The sequence below is a fragment of the Actinomycetota bacterium genome, from assembly GCA_030774015.1.
Taxonomy (GTDB): domain Bacteria; phylum Actinomycetota; class UBA4738; order UBA4738; family JACQTL01; genus JALYLZ01.
On sequence record JALYLZ010000160.1, the window covers coordinates 1 to 20,991 of the forward strand.

16 protein-coding genes, 1 tRNA gene and 1 pseudogene are annotated in these 20,991 nt (G+C 71.2%); 2 read left to right on the forward strand and 16 right to left on the reverse strand.

Annotation, left to right across the window (positions count from 1 at the left end; translation table 11 throughout):
* Positions 1 to 27 precede the first annotated feature (27 nt).
* The 4 genes from M3Q23_15775 to M3Q23_15790 all read right to left on the reverse strand — a co-directional run bounded on the left by M3Q23_15775 (position 28) and on the right by M3Q23_15790 (position 7,046).
* Positions 28 to 1,173 (reverse strand): hypothetical protein, encoded by a 1,146-nt coding sequence (locus M3Q23_15775; GenBank protein ID MDP9343516.1) that lies wholly within the window; start codon positions 1,171 to 1,173, stop codon positions 28 to 30.
* A gap of 186 nt (positions 1,174 to 1,359) precedes the next feature.
* Entirely contained in the window at positions 1,360 to 3,399 is a 2,040-nt protein-coding gene (locus M3Q23_15780; GenBank protein ID MDP9343517.1) for a hypothetical protein, read from the reverse strand.
* Between the two features lie 233 nt (positions 3,400 to 3,632).
* Positions 3,633 to 5,405, reverse strand: coding sequence for an RNA polymerase sigma factor (locus tag M3Q23_15785; protein MDP9343518.1), 1,773 nt, complete (start codon positions 5,403 to 5,405; stop codon positions 3,633 to 3,635).
* 159 nt (positions 5,406 to 5,564) lie between these two features.
* The gene (locus tag M3Q23_15790) at positions 5,565 to 7,046 is read right to left on the reverse strand and encodes a phosphodiester glycosidase family protein (protein ID MDP9343519.1); all 1,482 of its coding nucleotides are present in this window, start codon (positions 7,044 to 7,046) and stop codon (positions 5,565 to 5,567) included.
* Positions 7,047 to 7,153: 107 nt separating this feature from the next.
* Here M3Q23_15790 and M3Q23_15795 point away from each other — a divergent pair, with 107 nt between their 5' ends.
* Complete coding sequence (locus M3Q23_15795; GenBank protein ID MDP9343520.1) at positions 7,154 to 8,455, forward strand: hypothetical protein; 1,302 nt, start codon at positions 7,154 to 7,156, stop codon at positions 8,453 to 8,455.
* 21 nt (positions 8,456 to 8,476) lie between these two features.
* Here the strand turns inward: M3Q23_15795 and cadA are convergent, their stop codons facing one another.
* The 7 genes and pseudogenes from cadA to M3Q23_15830 form a co-directional block, all read right to left on the reverse strand.
* The gene (gene cadA / locus M3Q23_15800; GenBank protein MDP9343521.1) at positions 8,477 to 10,912 is read right to left on the reverse strand and encodes a cadmium-translocating P-type ATPase; all 2,436 of its coding nucleotides are present in this window, start codon (positions 10,910 to 10,912) and stop codon (positions 8,477 to 8,479) included.
* Positions 10,909 to 11,139 (reverse strand): heavy-metal-associated domain-containing protein, encoded by a 231-nt coding sequence (locus M3Q23_15805; GenBank protein MDP9343522.1) that lies wholly within the window; start codon positions 11,137 to 11,139, stop codon positions 10,909 to 10,911. Before M3Q23_15805 ends, cadA begins: the two co-directional genes overlap by 4 nt.
* Before the next feature lie 5 nt (positions 11,140 to 11,144).
* The gene (locus M3Q23_15810) at positions 11,145 to 11,975 is read right to left on the reverse strand and encodes a DUF2182 domain-containing protein (GenBank protein ID MDP9343523.1); all 831 of its coding nucleotides are present in this window, start codon (positions 11,973 to 11,975) and stop codon (positions 11,145 to 11,147) included.
* A 10-nt stretch (positions 11,976 to 11,985) separates the two neighbouring features.
* Positions 11,986 to 13,674: an MFS transporter gene (locus M3Q23_15815; GenBank protein MDP9343524.1), complete on the reverse strand. Its 1,689-nt coding sequence runs from the start codon at positions 13,672 to 13,674 to the stop codon at positions 11,986 to 11,988.
* 144 nt (positions 13,675 to 13,818) lie between these two features.
* Positions 13,819 to 14,949: pseudogene (locus tag M3Q23_15820) on the reverse strand (MFS transporter).
* 74 nt (positions 14,950 to 15,023) lie between these two features.
* Positions 15,024 to 15,746: a MarR family transcriptional regulator gene (locus tag M3Q23_15825; GenBank protein MDP9343525.1), complete on the reverse strand. Its 723-nt coding sequence runs from the start codon at positions 15,744 to 15,746 to the stop codon at positions 15,024 to 15,026.
* A gap of 4 nt (positions 15,747 to 15,750) precedes the next feature.
* Positions 15,751 to 15,823, reverse strand: a tRNA-Trp gene (locus M3Q23_15830).
* Positions 15,824 to 16,049: 226 nt separating this feature from the next.
* On the opposite strand from M3Q23_15830, the gene M3Q23_15835 reads away from it, so the two are divergent.
* Entirely contained in the window at positions 16,050 to 17,897 is a 1,848-nt protein-coding gene (locus M3Q23_15835; GenBank protein ID MDP9343526.1) for a hypothetical protein, read from the forward strand.
* Between the two features lie 48 nt (positions 17,898 to 17,945).
* Here M3Q23_15835 and M3Q23_15840 read toward each other — a convergent pair whose 3' ends face one another.
* The 5 genes from M3Q23_15840 to M3Q23_15860 form a co-directional block, all read right to left on the reverse strand.
* Entirely contained in the window at positions 17,946 to 18,359 is a 414-nt protein-coding gene (locus M3Q23_15840) for a zf-HC2 domain-containing protein (protein ID MDP9343527.1), read from the reverse strand.
* Complete coding sequence (locus tag M3Q23_15845; GenBank protein MDP9343528.1) at positions 18,343 to 18,885, reverse strand: RNA polymerase sigma factor; 543 nt, start codon at positions 18,883 to 18,885, stop codon at positions 18,343 to 18,345. The genes M3Q23_15840 and M3Q23_15845 overlap by 17 nt, the downstream gene beginning before the upstream one ends.
* A gap of 119 nt (positions 18,886 to 19,004) precedes the next feature.
* Positions 19,005 to 19,433 (reverse strand): MaoC family dehydratase N-terminal domain-containing protein, encoded by a 429-nt coding sequence (locus M3Q23_15850; protein MDP9343529.1) that lies wholly within the window; start codon positions 19,431 to 19,433, stop codon positions 19,005 to 19,007.
* A complete protein-coding gene (locus M3Q23_15855; GenBank protein ID MDP9343530.1) occupies positions 19,434 to 19,883 on the reverse strand; it encodes a MaoC family dehydratase N-terminal domain-containing protein in 450 nt (149 codons plus the stop codon). It lies immediately after the preceding gene.
* Between the two features lie 19 nt (positions 19,884 to 19,902).
* A complete protein-coding gene (locus M3Q23_15860) occupies positions 19,903 to 20,709 on the reverse strand; it encodes an SDR family oxidoreductase (protein MDP9343531.1) in 807 nt (268 codons plus the stop codon).
* Positions 20,710 to 20,991 lie beyond the last annotated feature (282 nt).

Below are 20,991 nucleotides of genomic sequence, written 5' to 3' on the forward strand. Positions count from 1 at the left end.
CTCACAGGGGAGGGAGGGAACAACTCCCTACGTCGGGAGCCCTACGCCGATGTTTCCGTAGCCCCAGTGGTAGGCGTCGGTCCGCCACATGGGGTGCGGGTACGCGTCGTGCTTGAACATGATGGCCGCCGCGGCGTTCTTCACGTCGGGCGTCAGCGTCCACCACGCCGTGACGTGGATCGGAGCGCCGTCGGCACCGTAGCCGAGGAGCTGCCCCGAGTCGCTGATCGGCACGCCGGCAGCGGACAGTTCGGAGGAGAGCTGCTGCGCCGTGGCGTCGCCGGCGGCGGTGAACATCTGGCCACCGTCCATGTTCGTGGGCGGCGCGAAGGGGGCGTCGACCCCGTTCCACACGGGCGGGGTGAACGGGTCCGATCCGGGGATGATGATCCAGCCCGGGCCGCACGGGTAGTTCATCTGGTCGATCGGGAAGGCCGAGGCGGCGGGCTCGGCGTGGTGCTGCCAGTACACGTTCCAGGCGGCGGTCCCGGGTCCCGTGCCGGGGTCGCCCACGTCACACTCGGCCACCCACTGCGACAGGTCCGTCCCGCTGGTGGACCCGGAAGCCGACGGGGTGGCGCTGGGAGAGCCGGTGGGGGAAGCGCTCAGCGACGGCGAGGGCGTCACGGTGGCGGAAGCCACCGGAGCCGCCGGCGCGACGGGAACCGGAGCGACGGGGGCGAGGGCGATCCCCGAGCCCGCCACGGACGACGTCGAACCGGAGGAAGCCGACCCGGACCCCGCGGCCCCGCCGAGTGCCGTCGGAGCCTGACCGGCCGTGCTCGCGCCACCCTGCGACGAGGGCGCGAACCCCGAGCCGGAGACCCCGGCGGACCCCGCCGGGCTGCCCGCTGCTCCGGACGGCGTGGTCACCCACACCGCCCGCTCCTGCACCCCGCCGAAATGACCCAGCTGGACGTGCCGGTGAAGGGGCGAAGACGGACGGACGCTCTGGTCTGACACCAGCTGGAGGGCCACCCCGCGCCTCGGGGCCATACCGTGGCCCACGGCGGACGCTGCCACCATGCTCGCGGCGACGGCCGACGCCACCAGTGCGTAGGGCCATCGCCTGGGCCGCCAGGGCTTCCCCAGGCTGAAGGTGTCGGTGGCCAGTGCATCGGGGTTGCGCCGGCGGGATGTGTCGGTCGTCGAGCTGCTTCGCATGATCTCCATGCGACCTCTATCGGTGCACCCGGAGGGGACCTTTAGACGCAGGGAGGGCCCAAACGGACCCCCGGGCGGGGGAGGCCGGCGGGGGAACCGGCCGACGACCGAAACGGGGCCGAAAAGAGACCGGCCCCCCGAAGGGGGCCGGTCCTGGTTACCCGTTCTCTGGTCAGACCAGAGCTCGAGGCGCTGTTACTTCCAGTGGATCTCCATGAGCGCCTCGGTGTTCGTCAGGTTCAGCCCTAGGATCTCCTCGACGTGCACGATGAAGTCCGGCTGAAGTGCGTCGCACTCGCCATTGAGGTCGAGGTCGAGGCACGCGAACACCCTGGTCAGGTGACCAGCTGCGCGCGGCTTGGCCGTCACCTTGGCGATGGCCTTGCCGGTGCCGTCGAAGTCGGCGGCAGTGAACGGAGCGATGCCGAAGAGCTGGTCCACGGTGAAGTCACAGTCGTTCCCGAAGCACTGGTCCGGCTGTCCGACGAATCGGGCCGGGTCAGCGGCTCCAGAGAAGACTCCCGACGTGTCCAGCCTCCAGATCACCGGAGCGTCCAGCGCGCTGAAGTTGTGGAAGATGTCGTGCAGACAGGCGGTCAGGGAGACCCTGGTTCCAGCCCTCCGCGTGATCGACACCGGTCCCACATGGCAGTTCGGGTGGAACTGGAGGTTACGGGTCTTCCGCAGGTGCACGTGGTCGATACCCGCAACCACCGTCTTGTTGACCGTGTCCTGGAGCGTGCCAGCGTCGGCACAGCCGTTGTCCTCGGGGTCGACACAGAACGTGATGGAAACGGCCGCCGTCGGGCCGCCGTTCGGCAGCTGGGTGGCGTGCCACTCCATCTCGTACTTGTTGTCCGCGACCTCGAGGTTGGCGTTGGTCAGATGACAGGTCGTCCCGCTGTTCGCGATGACGTTGGTCAGACCCTCGCACTCGTCGATCGTTGCCGGACCGGTGAGCACGAAGGTGACCGGCTCGTGTCCGAGCAGGTCGAACGGGTCCTTGTCGTCATTCGCGTTGAGCTCGGCGAACTGGTCGAACACACAACCGATGACCTGGTCCTCGGACCCGGTCAGGACGAGGTCGCCCTTCGCACGGTTGCCGTCTTGACAGAACGTCGGGCCCTGGTCGCCGGGGGCCACACTCTCGTCGTTCGTGAGGTGGACCTGAGCGGCCGTCGGGACAGCAGCCACGATGTAGTGGCTGTCGAGGAGGCAGGTCCGCCCCTCGCCCGGGTCGGGCAGTCCGCCCGCCCCGACCGGAGTCGGGCTGCCGGTGTGGCAGAAGCCGTCGTTGAAGTCGGCCTCGCCGCCGAAGTTGTCGTCGTCCTCGAACAGGTACCAGCCCATCTCCGAGTTGATCGGGAAGGTGCTCATCGGGACCGTGAAGCCCGCGAAGGCGTACGCAGGAGCGGACTGGGTTGTCGCGTCGAACGACTCACCGCCTGCGGCAGTGTCGCCGCACTGGTCCGGCGGATCGAAGGCATCGGCGTGGAAGTCGATGCACAACGTGGCGTTGTCGACGTCCGTGCTGAACCGCGCCCGAACCAGGAGGTTCGAGCCCGGCGGGAACGGCCCGTTCAGCACGGCCGCCGGAACGGCCGAGCCGTGCCCGGCAGGGTGCCGGGCCGTGTCGCACGTCCCCGTGAGTGGCGGGACGTCGACGCACCAGTCGAGCAGCTCGCCCGACGAGGATGCGCCGTTGGTCGAGCCGGTGCCAGCGTCATCGAGGATGACGCCGGTCTCGGCCTGGCCGGTGCAGTGGCCGGCTGCCGCGACGGTGTCACACGCGAACGAGACGATGTCCCGGGCCGACCCGTCCTGGGTCACCGGGATGTCGTAGAACAGCTCGAACGCCGTGTCGACGCCGACGCCGGGAGCCACCGGAGTGGTCCCCTGGGTGTCCGTGCCGATCGGGATGCACGCCGACGCCGGCGGGAAGGTCGCAGGGACGCTGGCCCCGGGCGCGCCGTAGGTTCCCGGCGGGCACAGGTACCAGATCGCCGAAACGGCGTTGGTGGCAGCCACCAGCGTCAGGTGCGCGAACTGGTCGATGCCGTCGAACTTGTCCGACAGCACGATGATGCTGGGCTCAGGTCCGTCCGCGTCCGTCAGCGTCGAGTCCCAGTTGGGATTGAAGTTCATGACGCCGGTCGGAGCGAAGGCGGCGGCGTGGGTCGCCGCAGCGAGACCAAAGCCCATCGCGACGGTGAGGCTGGTACACAACGCCAGCACTCGCCGCCTTACGGTCTTTGTCTTGAACAAAACTCCACCTCCTGGTCGTACTTCCTTACTTGCTTGCACCACAAGGCCCGATTCGTCCCTGCGGCACCCCCTTTCCTCCTCCGACGGCCTCACGAACTCGCCCGTCCACGCTCGGACAGGCAGAGGGATCACTCCCTCTCTGCTGTATTCAACGCCCGCAACCGCCCAGGGTTGCGCTTCCCCCCAAAACTTTCCGGGCCGCCTTATGAAGCCTGGGTCAGCGACAGTGACGACTCAACCGGCTGATTGTCGGTGGCCCCGTCGGTCCACCACCGGAACAGGCCGTCGAAGTTCCCCGAAAAGCCGAGCTCCGGACCGGAGGACCACGTGCCCACCGGCTGCCAGGTCCAGATGCCGTCCGCGTGGTCGCCGGGCACCGGCGCCAGGCTGCCCTGGCCGTCGAACCGCCAGGTCGTCCCGTCGGAGCCGGTCATGAGGAAGGTCATGTTCAGCGTCCCGTCCTGGTCCGCTCCGGGGATCGAGGCCGCGACAGTGACGTCGACGTCCCAGGTCACCCCGCTCAGATCGCCCGAACCGCTCAGGTGCTGGACGAACCGGAAGTCCTTTCCGGGAGTCCCCGATGAGCTCCCCGGCGTCTCCTTCAACCCGTCGCACACGCACAGGTCCCCGCCTTCGAAGGCGACGTGGAAGCCACCCGACCAGGCCGGCGGGGCCGGGATGACCGCGGGCTGCGAGGGCGACACCGGGGGCGTCGGACTGGTGGTCGGGTCGGGCGTTCCGCCCGCGGTGCCCGTGGACGGCGGTGGGGTCGGCTCCCCGTCCGGCGTGCCGGGGGTGGGCGGCGGGCTCTGCACGGTTCCGGTCGGCGAGGTCGATGGCCCGGTCGACGGAGCCGCGCTCGGCGTGAGGATCACGTTCGGCAGGAGCGGGAGGACCTTGGCCTTCTGCTCGCCGCGGCTGGGCGGCACGACGTGCTTGGCGGCCGCCTTGCCCTTCCCGGCCAGGGCGACGGTGGGCGGGGGCGTCGGGATGGACACCACCACGGGGGCGTTCCTGGCGGGCGCGGCGTGGTGTCCGTGATGGGCCGCGGTGACGGCACCCACCCCGATGGCTCCGGTCACGGTGACGGCCGCGATCACGCCCACCACCCGCTCGGCCACGGAGGCCGTCGCGGGGGAGGCGGCCACGGACGTGACCACCGACGTGGCCGTCTGGGACGTGGTCGCGGCGCCGGCCGTGACCGGCTGGCTCACCTCCACCGCCCGTCGGCCGAACCGGCGGAGCCATCCCAGCACCGGCAGGACCAGGCCGAACGAGCGGGTCGCCGTGGCCATCCACACCTTCCGGAAGCTCTTCTTGGCCCGATGCAGCAGGGCCTTGACCTGCGACGTCGACATCCCGAGGACGGCCCCGATCTCCTCGTGGGAGAAGCCCTCGTACTCCCGCATGAGCAGGGCCATGCGGTAGTGGTCGGGCAGGGTGGCCAGGGCCGCGCGGACCTCGCCGGCATGGCTCCGCCGCTCCAGGATCTCGAGGGGGTCCAGCAGCTCGCCGTTCCCGCTGCCGTTCCCGACGGCCTGGTGGCGCTCCACCCACTCCTCGGTCGACAGGAACTGGCCGCTCCCGTTGCCGTTGCCGTTGCCGCTCGAGTGGCCGTTTCCGTTCGAGTGGCCGTTGCCGTTCCCGTCGTACTCCAGGCGCTTGGCCCGGGTCCGGGCCCGAAGCATGTCGAGGCACACGTTGGTGGCGATCTTGGCGATCCAGGGGCGCAGGCGGTACTGCCCGTTGAACCGGGGGAGGGCCTGGAACACCCGGATGAAGGTCTCCTGGGTCGCTTCCTCGGCGTCGTGGAAGTTGCCGAGCATGCGGCGGCACAGCGTCTCGACCTCCGCCCGGTAGCGCTGGTGGATCACGCCGTAGGACGACTCGTCGCCGGCCTTGAAGGCCATGGCCAGATGCCGGTCTTCCAGGGCCGGTCCGCTGTCGCGGGTGAGTTCCTTGTCTGCGATTGCCACCAGGCCAGATTCCTCCAACGTCCATAGAGAGGACACCGCACGCGGGGCCCCCGTCTCAATGGCCCGCAAAGCGTAGCCGGTCGGGGTACCCCGATCAACCTTTTCGGGGTACTGTTCGGCACCTCTTCGATGGAATTGAGGGGCTTTCGGTTCCCGCTGCTAGCGACCCTGTTTCGACCGGAAGCGCCGCAGCTCCATCCGCAGCGCCTCCGGGAGCGGCCCGTGGGGACCGAGGTCCCCTCGAGCGAGGGCGTCCAGCATCCCCCCGGTGGAGCCCGGGTCGAGCTCGGCGGCCACTCCGGGGGAACCCGGTCCGGGGGCACCCACGCCCGGGCCCGGGACCGGCGCCGCGGAGCCCGGCGCCGCGGTGGGCGTGGGCGTGGGCGTCGGAGAGGGGCTGGGCGACGGAGTGCCGAGGGGACCGAGCGGGTCGCCCGGATCGGGACCGGGCAGGATCAGGAAGGCCGAGGAGACCGCTCGCTCCTGCCCGTCGGAAGGCTTGTTCACGATCCCCTGGCCCTTCACCCACATGAGGGAGGACCCGCCGCCGTCCTGGTTCACCGCCCGGACCGCCCCCAGCTGGAGGAACAGGCCGGCGAACTGCGGCAGGCTCATGCCGAGCGAGTACTTCGCCTTTCGGCCGTCCACCACCACCAGCAGGAGCTTGCCGTCGGCTGTGACCCCGATCCCGGTCCGGGGGTGGGGGCCGCGGCAGAAATAGCTGGTGCAGGTGGTGACGGCGTTCGCCCCATCCCGGACCAGCATGGGGATGCCCCCGATGGCGTCGAGGATCCCCGGCCACCCGAACGACCAGGTCAAGCGGACCGTCTCGCCGAGGGAGAGGGACAGCAGCGCGATGGCCTCGTCGCTCCCGGGCGCGGCCGCCAGCACCACGCCGCCCTGGAGGGCGGGGGCCGACTGGGTGCACCCGGCGTCGCTCACCGAGTAGTCGCGAGACACCCCGGGCTGGGGGTCGGCCCACAGCGGCGACCCCACCGGCAGCAGCCGGGCCCAGCAGGAATACGAGGGCGGGTCCTCGAGCGACCCGCCGGGCGCCGAGAACCCCGCGAGCTCGCCGCTCTGCGGTGGCCCGTCGTTGAACCGGTCCACCGCCCAGGACTGCCCCGACCCGACCTCCGTGGCGGTGACCGTGACGTGCGGGGCGGCCATGTACACCTGCTTGTCGTCCTGGGTCACCGCGGTTTCCTGGCCGAAGGCGAACTGGGTCTGCTTCAGGTCGCCGTCCTCCGCGAAGGAATGGGCCGGCCGGCCGGACCCCAGGCCGAAGTCGCCGTTGATCGCGGCGATGGCGCCGTGGCGCTTGGCCATGCTGGTCGGGCGCTCGAACCCCGGAATGGAGTCGTTGGACAGCGCCACGTCCGCCGTCAGCGCGGTCGCCAGGTCCACGGTCAGGACGAAGATCCGCCGGGGAACCTTCTTCTGCACGATCCGGGTGAGCCACAGCCCATCGGTGATGCGGGTGGTGTGGACCTTCCCGGACGGCTTTCCCGGCCCCCACGGATACCGGTGCGCGCGGGCCGCCCCCAATGCGGGGGGGGCCGGGTGCCCGAACGCGGTGGCACCGGCGAGCAGAAAGGCGGCGAGAGTGGCGAGGACGGAGGCTCGCCGGGGGCGAGGCATGCCGCGGCATCGTATCGAACGACCAGAAGCGCGGCAATCCTCACCAAGCACTCACATGGCGCAATACGGTTGACGGCCGCGGAACCGCCGCGTAGCGTCGTCGGCCCATGGTGCGGATGCCTCCTCGCCGCCCGTCCCGGGAACTCCTCCCGTCCTCGGCCCGCCGGACCGCCACGGTCGCGGCGCTCGCACTGCTGCTCCTGGCCGGCCTCCCGGCCGGGGCGGGGCGGGCGGCGACGGGCGGGGCCGCCGTGCCGGCGACGAACGGCGACCTGGTGTTCCGGGACGTCCAGGCGGGCGACAGCGAGCTCTACCGGGTGGGCGCCGACGGCTCCGGGATGCGGGACATCTCCAGGGCACCGGGGGCCCAGGACCTGGACCCGGCGTGGTCTCCCAACGGGACCCTCATCGCCTATGCCCGCAAGCCCGCGGGGACCCAGGCCTCACCGGACATCTGGGTGATGTTCGCCGACGGCTCCGGCCGGATCCGCCTGACCGCCGACTCCGTGCCCGAGCGCCAGCCGGCCTGGTCGCCCGACGGCACGCGGATCGCCTACGCCCGGGCTGGCGGGAACTACGGCGGCTTCCACATCTGGGTCATGGGCGCGGGCGGGTCGTTCCCGCACGAGGTCACCCACCCCTGGGCCCAGGCCTCCGACACGAACCCGGCCTGGTCGCCCGACGGCACGCGGATCGCGTTCATCCGCTCCAAGCCCGGCGCCTTCCCCGAGCTGTACGTGGTGAACGCGGACGGATCCGGGCTCCAGCGCCTGACCACGAACACCTGGATCGAGGGCCATCCGAGCTGGTCCCCCGACGGCACCCGGATCGCGTTCGACCGGTGCTGCCCGGACGGCCAGTCGGACCTGTACACCATCGACGTCGCCGCCCGGTTCGAGACCGACCTCACGAACACGTTGACCACCGACGAGTTCGACCCGGCGTGGTCGCCGGACGGCACGATGATCGCGTTCACCGCCTTCGTCCTGGGTGACGGGAACAAGGACCTCTACACGATGGCCGCCGACGGCACGTCCCCGGTGCGGCTGACCACCGACCCGGGTGCGGAGCTGGCGCCCGACTGGCAGCCCCTGCTGGCCTGCACCATCACCGGCACGTGGCGGAAGGACACCCTGATCGGCACGCCCGGCGACGACGTCATCTGCGGGAACGGCGGTGCGGACATCATCTCCGGCGGGGACGGGAACGACGTGATCTACGGCGGAGGCGGGAGCGACCAGATCGACGCGGGCGCGGGGGACGACGTCGTGCTCGGAGGGAGTGGATACGACCACATCACCGGCGGGCCGGGGTTCGACTGGATCAACGGCGGGCTGAAGAACGACACCTGCTCCAGCGAGCCCGACGGCGGCGTCATGACGAGCTGCGAGACCATCACCGGCACCTGACGCCGGGGCCTCCGCGGTACCTCAGGCCTCCCACTGCTTCTCGAGCAGGCGCCCCAGGGCCGAGAGGATCCTTCTGGACTCCTGCCGGGCGAAGCTCTCCTTCCCGTCCGTCGAACCGCCGGGGCTCTCCGGGGCCGGGGCTCGCTCCGGCGTGGCCCGGGGCTGCGGCCCTTCCGGGGGGAAGCCGGCGTTCGCGGCGCGTGGCACGGCGAGGGCGAGGCGTCTCGGGACCACGGCCACGGTCTGCGGGAGGGGCCCGGGAACCGGCCGGGCAGCGTCGGCTGCCTCCCGCTCCTCACGGCGTCCCGCTCCGTAGCGCAGCAGCCGCAGGGCGTTCCCCACCACGGTCACGCTCGAGCCCGCCATGGCCGCGGCGGCAACCGTCGGCGACACCTTGCCCGCCACCGCCAGCGGGATCATGAGCACGTTGTAGGCGAAGGCCCACACCAGGTTCTGGGCGATGACGGCGAAGGTCCGCCGGGCCAGCTGCAGCGAGTCGGCCACCAGCCGGAGGTCCCCGCCCAGGATCAGCACGTCGCCGGCCTCCATGGCCACGTCCGTGCCGGTGCCGAGGGCGATGCCGAGGTCGGCCTGGGCCAGGGCCGGGGCGTCGTTCACCCCGTCGCCCACGAACGCCACGTGCTTCCCGGCCGCCTGGAGCCGCCGGACCTCCTCGACCTTGCCCTCCGGGAACACCTCGGCCACCGCCCGGTCGATGCCGGCATCGCGGGCCGCGGCTTCCACGGCCGCCCGGCGGTCGCCGCTCACCACCGCGACGTCGAGCCCCCACCGGCGGAGCCGTCCCACCGCCTCGGCCGCGCCCGGCTTCACGGCGTCGAACGCCCCGAGCAGCCCCACCGGTTCGCCGTCGCTCCACACCGCGAACACGGTCAGCCCTCCGGCGGCGAGGGCATTCGAACGGGCCGCCAGCTCCCCGGGAAGGCCTTCCGGGCGCCCCACCCGGACGAGACGGGAGCCCACCCTGGCCTCGATCCCCGCGCCCGGCAGGGCCCGGTGATCGGTTCCGGCGGGGACGTCGACCTGTCGTTCCTCCGCGGCCCGAACCACGCACCGGCCGATGGGATGCTCCGACCCCCGCTCGACCGCCGCCGCCAGCCGCAGCAGTTCCTGTTCGGAACCGGCTCCGACCGGGACGATCTCCCTCAGGCTCATGGAGCCCTCGGTCAGCGTGCCGGTCTTGTCGATCAGGACGGTGTCGATGCGGCGAGCCGCCTCGAACACCTCTCCCCCCTTGAACAGGATCCCGAGCTCGGCGGCCCGGCCGCTGCCCGCCATGATGGCCACGGGGGTGGCCAGGCCCAGCGAGCAGGGGCACGCCACCAGCAGCACGGCCGCCGCCCGGAGCAGCGCCCCGCCCAGGCCGCCCGGGCCGAACACCCACAGCACCGCGAACACGCCGGCCGCAAGCGCGAGGATGCGGGGGACGAACACGGCGGCCACCCGGTCGGCCAGCCGCTGGATGGGGGCCTTGGAGGCCTGGGTCACCTCCAGCAGCCGCACGATCTGGGCCAGCCTGGTCTCCGCGCCCACCCGGGTCAGCTCGACCTCCAGGCGCCCCTGACGGTTCAGCGAGCCCCCGAACATCTCGGCGCCCGCCTCCACGTCGACCGGAACGGACTCGCCGGTGAGCATGGACAGGTCCACCGACGACGTGCCCGTGCGTACGATTCCGTCGGCCGGGACGTGCTGGCCCGGCAACACGGCCACCCGGTCCCCGACCCGGAGCTCGGCCGCCGGCACCTTCCGCTCGTTCGGCCCATCCACAAGGGTGGCCACCCGGGGTTGCCGCTCCAGCAGCACGCGCGCGGCGTCCCCCGCTCTGGCCCGAGCCGTCGTCTCCAGGACGCGGCCCAGCAGGATGAGCGTGACGATCATGGCCGATGTGTCGAAGTACACGTGATGGGCACCGCTCGCCGCCGCGCCCGCGCTGTAGCCGTACGCGGCGAGCGAGCCGCACGCGATCAGGGTGTCCATGGTGTAGACGCGCTGGCGGGCCGCGCGAAAGGCCGCCCGCAGGAACGGCCAGCCCGCGTAGAATTGCACCGGCGTGGCCAGGGCCCACGCGGCCAGGATGCTGGGGTGGGAACCGGGCGCCGCGATCAGGGAGAGGACCAGCACGTCGAACGAGCAGAACGCCGCCACTGCCAGGCGGCGCCGATAGTCCCGGATCTCGTCCCGGGGCGAGGGTGGCGACCCGTCCGGGGAGGCCTCGCGCAGGCGGGCCCCGTATCCGGCCTTCTCCACCGCCACGACGAGGGGGGACGGATCCGCCGCGCCGTAGCGCACCGCGGCGGTTCGGGTGGCCAGGCTGACCCGGGCCTCGGCGACGGAGGGCTGCCGGGCCAGCACCCGCTCCAGCCGGTCCACGCAGGACGCGCAGGTCATCCCCTCGATGTCGAGGACGACCTCTCGCTCGGAGAGGGACTGCGCGGTCATGCTCCTCCCGGCCCGAATCCTTCCAGATCGTACCCGGCGTCCTCCACCGCCTGGCGGATGGCCCCCCGGTCGGGATCCGAGTCGAACCGGAGCTCCACCGCCCCGGCCCGGTGGTCGGCCGACACGGTCCGGACGCCCGGAAGCCGGCCCAGGGCACGCTCCAGGCTCTCCTCGCACGTGGGACAGGTCATCCCGCCCACGGCCACTCGCACGGCAGTCCCGGACACGACCCTCACATCCCGCCCGCCGCCATGCCCGTTCCCGCGGCGTCCATCCCCATCCCCGGACCCATCCCCGGGCCGGCCAGCCCGGACAGCAGGGACGGATGAACCGCGGCGGCCACGGCCAGAGCCAGGAGCACCACGCCCGCTACCCCCGCGACCAGCCGGGGACGGGGCACGACCTTCTCCGTGAAGATCACGGCCGCCAGTCCCGCCATGGCCCCGAGGTTCATCACGCCGACGGCCATGAGGACGGTCATCAGGGCCCAGCAGCACCCCACGCAGTAGGCGCCGTCCCGCAGTCCCGCCACGAGGTCGCCGCCCATCCCGGGCCCTCCCGACCGGTGCATCGGCGTCCGGCAGTGCTCGAGCGCCCTCAGCTTCCAGGGCGAGAGCTGGTACAGGCCGGCCACGGCGAAGATACCGACGCCCAGCCACCGGGCCACCTCGGGCGAGGCCCCGGCCAGCCGGCCCGTGCCCACCAGGGCCGCGAACGCGAGGGCTCCATACACGGCCCACGGGGCCAGGAACGCCACCCCGAAGGCCAGGACTCCCGGAACGCGCCCGGCCTCGCCGAGGCGAGCTCGCTCGAGGCCCACGGACTCCTCCGCCGCGATCAGCCCGACGGCCGGGAGCATCATGGCCGCCATCATGGCCGCCCACATCCACATGAAGGACGGGAAGGCGAGCCCCATGGTCCCCGGGCCGACCCCCATGGTCCGGGCCTCCCGTACCGTCACCACCCACGCCAGGGCCCCCACCGCGGCGAGCACGGCCCACAGCGGCGCGGCCGCCCGCAGCGAGCGAACGGATCGCCGGGGAAGCTCGATCTGCGCCTGCATCCGGACCCCCTCAGACGTCCACGGACTCGTGCAGCTCCTCGGCGGTGATCCGCTCCAGCTGCTTCTTCTTGGTCTCCACGCCGAACACCATCATCGCCACGATGGCCAGGATCAGCGGGACGGCGCCGATGATGGCCGTGCTTCGGATGGACGGTGCCGCGATGGCCGCGACCACCGTGGCCAGGATCAGCACGCCGCCGAACTTGGTGGCGCCCGCCGCCAACCCCGTGGCCCGCGACCGGACCTTGGTCGGGAACACCTCCGAGGCATACGCCACCGACACCGAGGTCAGGCCCTGGATCCCCCAGATCGGGCCCACCAGCAGCAGGTACAGCAGCGGCGTTGCCTTCCCGTCGTGGATCAGATGGCTGCTCCCGGTCGTGGCGAACCCGATCATGGCCGCCGTGGTGATGGCGGCCATGAGGATGATCGTCTTCTTGGCGCTCCAGAACCCGTACAGGTAGGCGATCGGCAGGACGAACGGGAACCCGATCAGCGCGGAGTCACGCAGGATCGAGCTCGCCGACACCGAGCTCAGCCCGAGCTTCTGGAGGTTCGAGGGGATCCACTGCTGGAATCCGTACTGCACGATGCCGACACCCAGGCCCAGCAGCAGGACGATGACGGACAGCCCCACGAAATCGCGGCTGAACAGCTGGGCGAACCGGCTGCGGACGTGCGATTCGACCCGAAGCAGCGAGTCCTCGCCCTCGGTGACCTCGGCGCCGTAGCGCTCCATGATGGCCCTGGCCTCCTCGTCCCGCCCGTGCTGGAGGAGGAACCGGGGCGACTCCGGGATGAACCGGTTCAGCAGCAGCAGGACGAGGCCGGTGGGGAGGCTCACCCACCACAGCATCCGCCACCCGAAGTGCTCCGGCGAGGCGATCGTCGAGGCCAGCGTGCTGCAGATGATGTACGCGCCGGCCACGTCGCCGCCGATCAGGACCATCAGCCACCCCCGGTGGCGGGCCGGGATGGTCTCGGCCATCAGGGCGAACGTGATCGGGAGCATGCCGCCCACCCCCAGGCCCATGATGAAGCAGACCACCAGGTTCGCCCAGAACACGGGCATGGCCCCGCACACCGCGACGGCGATGAAGATGATGGCCGCCAGCAGGATCGAGGCCCGCCGTCCGATCTTGTCCCCGAAGTACCCCCACAGGAACGACCCGATCACCGTCCCCGAGATCCCGCACAGCGGGTACAGCCCGACCGGCAGGGCGTGGGCGGTCGGGTTGAGCGGCGACTTCAACCCGTACTCGGCGGCCGCGCCGGGAGCGATGAAGGCCAGGGTCACCGGCTTCATCACGTCGATGGTGATGGCCGCGGCCATGACCAGCAGCAGCGCCACGTGGGCCGGCTTCAGGGGCGCGGCGTCGAGGGCCCGGACCCGGATCCTCGACACGTACCCGCGGCTGACCTCTGACAGACGGGGAAACACTCCGTACGCCGTCGCGGCGAGCCCGGCGAAGATCAGGACCATCCCGAACCACATCCAGGAGTCCGGGGTCTGTCCCGCCAGGTGGTAGCGGCCCACCCCCAGGATCGGCTTGTTGTGCCGGGCCGAGAAGAAGAACGGCAGGTGCATCGCCACACCCACCGTCACCGCGGCCACGCCGAGCTTGAACGCCGCCGGGTGCGGGTACTCGATCCCCGTCACCTTGCCCTTGACCCGCGGCTCCGCCGCGCTCGTCGCCATCGATCGCCCCCTCCCTATCCGGTGGAGAACCCGTCACCTTCAAGGCCCGAACGGCCAACTGCGGGGCGAAGACTATAGAAGCGAGTTTCCGGAATCAAGTGACTGCACTCAATCAGGTCCTGACCCGAGCGACAGGCCGCTTCAGCTCCTCCGCCGTGATCTGCTCGAGCTGCTTCTTCTTGGTCTCCACCCCGAACAGGGCCAGCGCGACGACCGCGAGAACCAGCGGGATGGCGCCGTACAGGGCCGTCAGGGAGATGCTGGGAATGGCGAGCTTCGACACCACGATGGCCAGGATCAGCACCCCGCCGAACTTGGTGGCCCCCGCCGCCAGCCCGGTCCCGCGCGACCTGACCCTGGTCGGATAGATCTCTGAGGCGTACGCGACCGCGACGGCCGTGAGCGAGCTGATGCCCCAGATCGGGACGATCAGCAAGCCGTACAGCAACGGCTTGTTGTGCGCCACGCTGTTGCCCGCCGCCATGAACCCGAACAGGGCGGCCGCCGTGAGGCTGGCCATCAGGATGATGGTCTTCCTGCTGCTCCAGAACCCGTACAGATACGCGATCGGGAAGTTCAGGGGGAACCCGATGCGGGCCGAGTCCCGGAGGATCCTCGACGCGTCCACCTCCGTGAACCCGAGCTTCTGGAGGTTGGAGGGGATCCATTGCTGGAACCCGAACTGGACCATGCCGATCCCGATCCCCAGCAGCAGGACCACGAGCGAGAGGCCGCCGAACGGGGTGGCCAGCAGCTGCGCGAACCGCCCCTTCACCCGGTCCTCGACCTCGAGGTCGGAGTGTTCCTCCTCCACCACGTGGGCGCCGTAGCGCTCCATCACCTCACGGGCTTCCTCGTCCCTGCCGTGGGCCAGGAGGAACCGGGGTGACTCGGGGATCCACCGGTTCACCAGGACGAGCAGGAGCCCGGTGGGAAGCCCAAGCAGCCAGAGGACCCGCCACCCGAGATGCGTGGGTGCCCCGATGGTCGAGGCCAGAGTGCTGGTGATGATGTAGGCGCCGGCCACGTCCCTCCGATGAGGACGATGACCCACCCCAGGTGCCGGGCCGGGATGGTCTCGGCCATCAGGGCGAACGTGATGGGCAACATCCCTCCCACCCCCAGGCCCATGATGAAGCAGGTCACGAAGTTCCAGGTGTAGTTGGGCATGGAGCCACACGCCGCCGTGGCGATGAACACGACGGCGGCCAGCAGGATCGACGAGCGCCGGCCGATCCGGTCGCCGAACCACCCCCACAGGAGGGACCCCAGCACGGTCCCCGTGATCCCGGCGAGGGGCAGCCAGGCCACCCCGACCGCGAAGCGTAGGGGGACTGAGGCTTCCGGAATCAAGCGGATGGTTGTTCGATGCTGGCCGCCGCGGCCCTGGACGGGGCCCGCCCGCCCCGCAGCCCTTCTTCGTCCACGAACCACATCTCGGGCTCCAGGCCGAAGACGTCTCGGACCCGCTGGGACACCGTGCCCCGAAGCCGGGTCAGGGCCTCCCGGAGGGTCTGTACGCCCTCCCGAGTCGGGGCGTCCGGGGCCGGGCAGGCCCGGTGGACCACCAGGAGAACTCGCTCCAGATCGGGCGGAGCGAGCGTCTTCGCGGCCTCGAGGATGCGTTCGCCGTACGGGAGGTCGATGGCCCACGGCGCCCCCGGCCACAGGATGGTCTCGGCCTGGTCCAGGAGGCCCTGGATTGCCAGGAGCTGGCGGAGCTGGCCCTGGATCCGGAAGTCGCTGCAGGCGATGACGACGGCCCGGCAGTCCTCGCCGGCAGGAGCGACCTGGACCGCCCCTCCCAGGACCCGGGCCACGTCCGCGACCTGGTGGGACCGGATGGAGCCCTGCGGGAGGGGCCGATCACCCCGGACCAGGTAGTGGTTCCGCCGCCCGACCCGGGTCCGCTCCAGGTACCCGGTGACCACGAGGTCGTTCACGATGTTCTGGGCGGCCCGTTCGGTGATCCCGACGGTGACCGCGATGTCGCGCAGGCGCAGGTCCGGCTGGCGCGTCAGCACCATCAGGACGAGACCGTGCGTGGACAGGAAGTTCCAGGTGGGCTCCACCGAGCAGGGGCGGAGGGACTCGAACCCCCAACCACCGGTTTTGGAGACCGGGACTCTACCAATTGAGCTACGCCCCTGGGGACCGACCGGCGCGCGAGCGCAGCCGGTCCGGCCGACGGCCAGTATAGAGGCGGGAGACGGGCGGGAACCCCTCGCGGGACAGCGGCGGATACCGGCCGGATTCCCTACGCGGGATGCGTGATTTCTCGAAATCCCCGGCCTAGACTGTGCCTCGCGGACGCGTCGCGCCGGCCCCGGAAGCGAGAGTCCATGAACGAGTCCGGTCAGTCCGGCTTATCCGGCATGGCAGGTGACCCAAAGCGCCGTCTGTTCTCCTCGAGGCGTTCCGCGTCCCCCTCCCTCGGTGACCCCCGCCTGGAGGCGGTGATCGCAACGGCGCACCAGGCGATCGCGGAGCGCTTCGAGGAGAGCCTTCGAGTGATCGCGGACAACGCGCTGGCCACGATGCGGCAGGTGGCCGACGACGTCTGGCACGCCACCGGCACCGAGGTGAAGGACCTCAAGGAACGGATCCTCCGGGACCTGTCCCGCGAGCAGGCCATCCGCGGCCTGATCGCCCACAGCGACGATCGGTTCCAGGCCCTGGACGTCCGGGTGGCCCGGATCGAGGAGGGCATGTGGCGGGTCGACCAGGCCGCCACGGCCATCAAGGAAGCCCTGACCGCCGGCAACCTCGAGGGGCTTCGCGAAGCCCTCCGGGGCACGGAAGGCCTCGACGCGCAGGAGATCCGCGCCCTCCGGGAACAGGTGGAGCGGTCGCTGGAGGGACAGAGCGAGTTCGCCGTCCGGGTGAGGGACTGGCTTCAGGCCGCCGCGACGGCCCAGACCGGCTTCGCCCGGGAGCTGGCGCAGCGGGTGGAGACGGCGATCGCGGCGCAGGGCGGGGCCACCCCGGGCACGGAGCCGAACGGGCTCGACACCGTCCGCGATCGCCTGACCGCGATGCAGGAGTACCTCGGCTCCGTCGTCCAGTACCTGGGCGAGCGGGACCGGGCCCTGATCGACTGGCTCCAGACGCTGGCCCGAAACCAGGCCGGGGAGATGCGCACCGAGGTGGAGCGGGTCCTCCAGGCCATCGAGCAGCGCCTGGAGACCCGGGCCGAGCAGGCCGACTTCAGCGTCCGCGACGCCATCGCGCTGCACGCGCAGAGCGTCCACGACCAGATCGAGCAGCAGGCCCGCATCGTGGCCGAGAGCCTGGGCGTCCTGGAGACCAAGGCCATCGCCCGCATCGAGGAGCAGTCCCGGCACGTGGAGTCGCTGGCCGAGCAGCTTCGAACCGAGACCGAGGACGTCAAGCGCCTGATCCTGGAGCAGGCCGGAACCGCCGAGATCACCCACGAGCTGGACGAGCGGCTGGGCCGGCTCATGGAGATGATGTCGTCCGCGCTGGGATGGACCGTCGACCGGCTGGAGGAGGCGATCGGCCGGGAGGTCCTGCGCTCCGTGGAGGTCGGCATGGCCGACCTGGTGGCCATGCTCGACCGCAGGTTCGTGGACCTGGAACGCTCCATCGGAGACCGGGTCGAGCAGATGGACCGGGCCATGCGGGCGGGACTCGGGGCCCTGGAGGAGTCGCTGGTGGAGCGGTCCGGCGAGGCCATCGACGAGATCCTCGCCTCCCGGCTGGTCCCGACCACGGCCGAGCTCACCAGCGCCGCCGTCGGGATCCGGGAGTCAGCGAAGTCCCTCGAGCTCATCCAGCAGACCTTGGAGGCGAGCATGGCCCGGGTGCTGGACGACCGTGTGGCCGCGCTGGCCCGCATGGTCCGCTCGGACCACCAGGCCCTGGCCGAGCGGCTGGAGGTGGTCGAGCAGCAAGCCGCCGCCAAGGAAGCGATCCGCGCGGTCAACGAGCTCGCCGCCGCCATCCCGGCCGAGATCGGCGACGCCCTGGACAAGCGGCTGGCCATGGTGGCAGAGGTGTTTCGCCGGGAGAACCGCTCCACGGCCGACGTGGTGGTCAAGGTCGGCGGCGCGCTGGCGGACCGGATGGATCGCTCCGTGGCCAAGATCGGCGACCGGTTCGACCGCGAGGTGGAAACCGTGGTGGACCAGCTGGGCGACACCATGGCCACCGTGGCCACCGGCCTCCAGCGGACCACGGCCGGCCGCAACCGGGCTTCCTGAGAACCCGAGCGGAACCCAAACGCTGGGAACCGGGCGAGGCTCTCGCCGCTACATCGCGCCGTGCGTCATGGCACGGCGGGCGATGCGCCACCACAGCAGGGCGATGGCGGTCGCGCCGACCGCCGCGCCCGTGAGCGAGGCCACCGCGTAGCCCGTCCGGGGCATACGGACCATCCCCGCCAGGCGGTTCCTGGCCGCCCGGAGCTCCGCGATCGAGACCACCCGCCCCGGGCCGGTCCCGGCGTGGACGACCTCGAGGGTGCGCTCCAGGAACCCCGGATCCGGCTCGACCTCGACCGAGCGGAGGCCTTCCAGGGAGCTCAGCAGGCTCCGGAGGGAGGCCAGCACGGCGCTGCATCCCTGGCAGGAGGCCAGGTGGTGTTCCACGTCCCCCGCGGGCCGCGGACCCCAGTCGGCGTACTCGGGAAGGAGCTCCCGGACCTCCTCACACGTCACCGCCACGATCCGAGCCTCCCGTGATGATGTCCGCCAGGCGCCGCCGGGCCCGGTGCAGCCGCACCTTCACGGCTCCCTCCTCCACGCCCAGCTCGTCCCCGATCTCCCGGCACGACAGCCCGTAGACGTCCTTCAGGATGACCACGACCCGCTGGCCCTCGGGAAGCTCCGCCAGGGCCCGGGTCAGCTCGTCGGAGTCCACGGTTTGCTGCTCGATCTGTTCCGGCGCCGGCTGGTCGAGCTCCTCGCCCGGCACGACGTCGCCGAATCTCCCCCGGCGCCGGAGCGCGCTCACCGCGCAGTTCGCGACGATCCGATACATCCATGTCTCGAACCGAGCCTCCTCCCGGAAGCCAGCCAGCCCCCGGAAGATCCGGAGGTAGGCCTCCTGCGCGACGTCCTCGGCCTCGGCCCGGTCGCCGACCAGCCGGTACGCCACCGAGTACACCCGCCGATGGGTCTGGGCGACCAGCTCCTCGAAGGCGGCGGGATCGCCGGCCTTCGCCGAGGCCAGCAGGTCACGACCGACCATCCGACCTCCTGTAAGACGCGACTACCCGCCGGTAGGTTACGGAGCGGTAGGAAGTTCCCCGGAAGCGCGAGGGCGGGCCCGCGGCCCGCCCGACACGGCTCCGGCATTCGGGCTCGCCCTCAGGCCAGTTCCACCTCTGCGCGGCTGTTCTTGATCGGATACTCGCTCACCCCCGCGCGCTCGACCCGGACCCAGACGTCCAGCTTGGCACGTTTGGTGCCCGGGTCGAGCTCGGCGATCGTCCCACCCGCCTCGATGGTCTCGTCCATGAACACCACGGCCCGGAACTGCACGCCGATGGCCTTCAGCGCGGCGGGGTCCCCCAGCCACCGGGTCAGCCCGGTGGTGAGGTGGGCCATGGTGAACATCCCGTGGGCGATGATCCCCGGGAAGCCCACGCTGCGGGCGAAGTTGTCGTCCTGGTGCAGCGGGTTCTGGTCCCCGGACGCGTCGGCGTAGGCCTTCACATCCTCCCGTTTCACCACCTTGGCGTGCACGGGGATCTCGTCCCCCACCTTCACGTCGTCGAAGCGCACGGTCGCCGCCATCTAGCCGCCCCCCGTGCCCCGGGAGATGATGGTCGAGCGCATGACCACGACCACGTCACCCGACGCGTCCCTGATCTCGGACTCGGTGACCAGGAACTCGTTGCTCTTCTTCGCGTAGATGTCGGCGATCCGGGGCGTCGCCGTCAGCACGTCGCCCACCACGACGGGCCGCCGGAGCTCGAACTCCTGCTCCCCGTGCACCACCCGCGAGTAGTCGAGGCCGAGCTCGGGGTCCAGCACCACCTGGCCGCTGGTCTGGAGCTGCATCGTGGTCGGGAACGTGGGCGGCGCCACCTGCTCGGGGAACCCGGCGGCCTTCGCCGCCTCGGCGTCGCGGTAGATCAGGTTGTCGTCCCCGATGGCGTCGGCGAACTGCACCACGCGGTCCCGCTCCACGGGGAAGCTGATCTCGCCGTACTCCTTGCCCTTCAGCGACTGGTTCAGCGGCATGGCGGCTTCACGTTCCCCTTCACGTCCCCAGCATGGCACCGGTCACCGGGATGATGGCACCCGAGACGTAGTCCGATTCCGGCGAAGCCAGGAACAGGTGGACGTTCGCCACGTCCTCCGGCTGGCCCGCGTACCCGAGGCCGATGACCATGAGCGCCATCTGCCGGTTCGGCTCCGGGATCCCCATGTCCGATCCCTCCTGCTTCGCCGCGGTCAGCCGGGTCTCGATGAACCCCGGCGCCACCGCGTTCACGTTGATGTGGAACGACCCCAGCTCCCGGGCCAGGGTCCGGGTCAGCCCGATGATCCCGCCCTTGGCCGCGGTGTAGTTGGCCTGGCCGGGATTGCCCTGAAGGGCCGCCGAGCTCGAGGTGAACACGATCTTGCGGTGGTAGGCGGGCTGGCCCTGCTCCCCCATCTCCCGCTTGGCCGCGTCCCGCATGTACGGCATGGCGGCCAGCGTGGAGTGGAAGGCCGTCTTCAGGTTCACGTTCAGGACGAAGTCCCACAGCTGGTCGTCGAGGTTGTGGAAGGTCTTGTCCCTGGTGATGCCGGCGTTGTTGATGAGCACGTCGACCGAGCCGAACTCCTCGGCGGCCTGCGCCATCATGGCCCGGGCCTGCTCGAGGTCCACCGTGTCGTGCGTGGAGACCGCGGCCCGGCCGCCCGCCTCCTCGATGGCCTGCACCGTCTCCTTGGCCGGATCGGCGTCGACGTCGTTCACGACCACGGCCGCGCCTTCCCCGGCCAGCCGGATCGCGGTGGCCCGGCCGATCCCCCGGCCCGCGCCGGTCACGACGGCCACCCTGCCTTCCAATCGGGACACGGTTCCTCCTTCGTTCGCGGGCGGGATCCCTTGCCGGCATCCGGCTCCCCGAACCGCGAACCGGTCCCGGAACGCTACCCGAGCGGTCCAACCGCCATCAACTCGCGGCCGGGCCCGGGTGGAGCCACCCCGAGGGGGATGCTCGAAGCGCGGACCCCTTCCCCGTAGCATTTCCCCCGATGGCGTCGCGGAACCGCCGCATCCGGGTCCTGATCCTGGACCAGCAGGTCATGTTCGCCGAAGCGCTCCGGGTCGCGCTCGGAGCCGAGCGCGACCTGCAGG

Coding starts and splice junctions, on each gene's coding strand:
- M3Q23_15775 (MDP9343516.1), bottom strand. CDS start 1,173: ATGGAGATCATGCGAAGCAGCTCGACGACCGACACATCCCGCCGGCGC.
- M3Q23_15790 (MDP9343519.1), bottom strand. CDS start 7,046: ATGCCTCGCCCCCGGCGAGCCTCCGTCCTCGCCACTCTCGCCGCCTTT.
- M3Q23_15795 (MDP9343520.1), top strand. CDS start 7,154: ATGGTGCGGATGCCTCCTCGCCGCCCGTCCCGGGAACTCCTCCCGTCC.
- cadA (MDP9343521.1), bottom strand. CDS start 10,912: ATGACCGCGCAGTCCCTCTCCGAGCGAGAGGTCGTCCTCGACATCGAG.
- M3Q23_15810 (MDP9343523.1), bottom strand. CDS start 11,975: ATGCAGGCGCAGATCGAGCTTCCCCGGCGATCCGTTCGCTCGCTGCGG.
- M3Q23_15815 (MDP9343524.1), bottom strand. CDS start 13,674: ATGGCGACGAGCGCGGCGGAGCCGCGGGTCAAGGGCAAGGTGACGGGG.
- M3Q23_15835 (MDP9343526.1), top strand. CDS start 16,050: ATGGCAGGTGACCCAAAGCGCCGTCTGTTCTCCTCGAGGCGTTCCGCG.
- M3Q23_15845 (MDP9343528.1), bottom strand. CDS start 18,885: ATGGTCGGTCGTGACCTGCTGGCCTCGGCGAAGGCCGGCGATCCCGCC.
- M3Q23_15850 (MDP9343529.1), bottom strand. CDS start 19,433: ATGGCGGCGACCGTGCGCTTCGACGACGTGAAGGTGGGGGACGAGATC.
- M3Q23_15855 (MDP9343530.1), bottom strand. CDS start 19,883: ATGCCGCTGAACCAGTCGCTGAAGGGCAAGGAGTACGGCGAGATCAGC.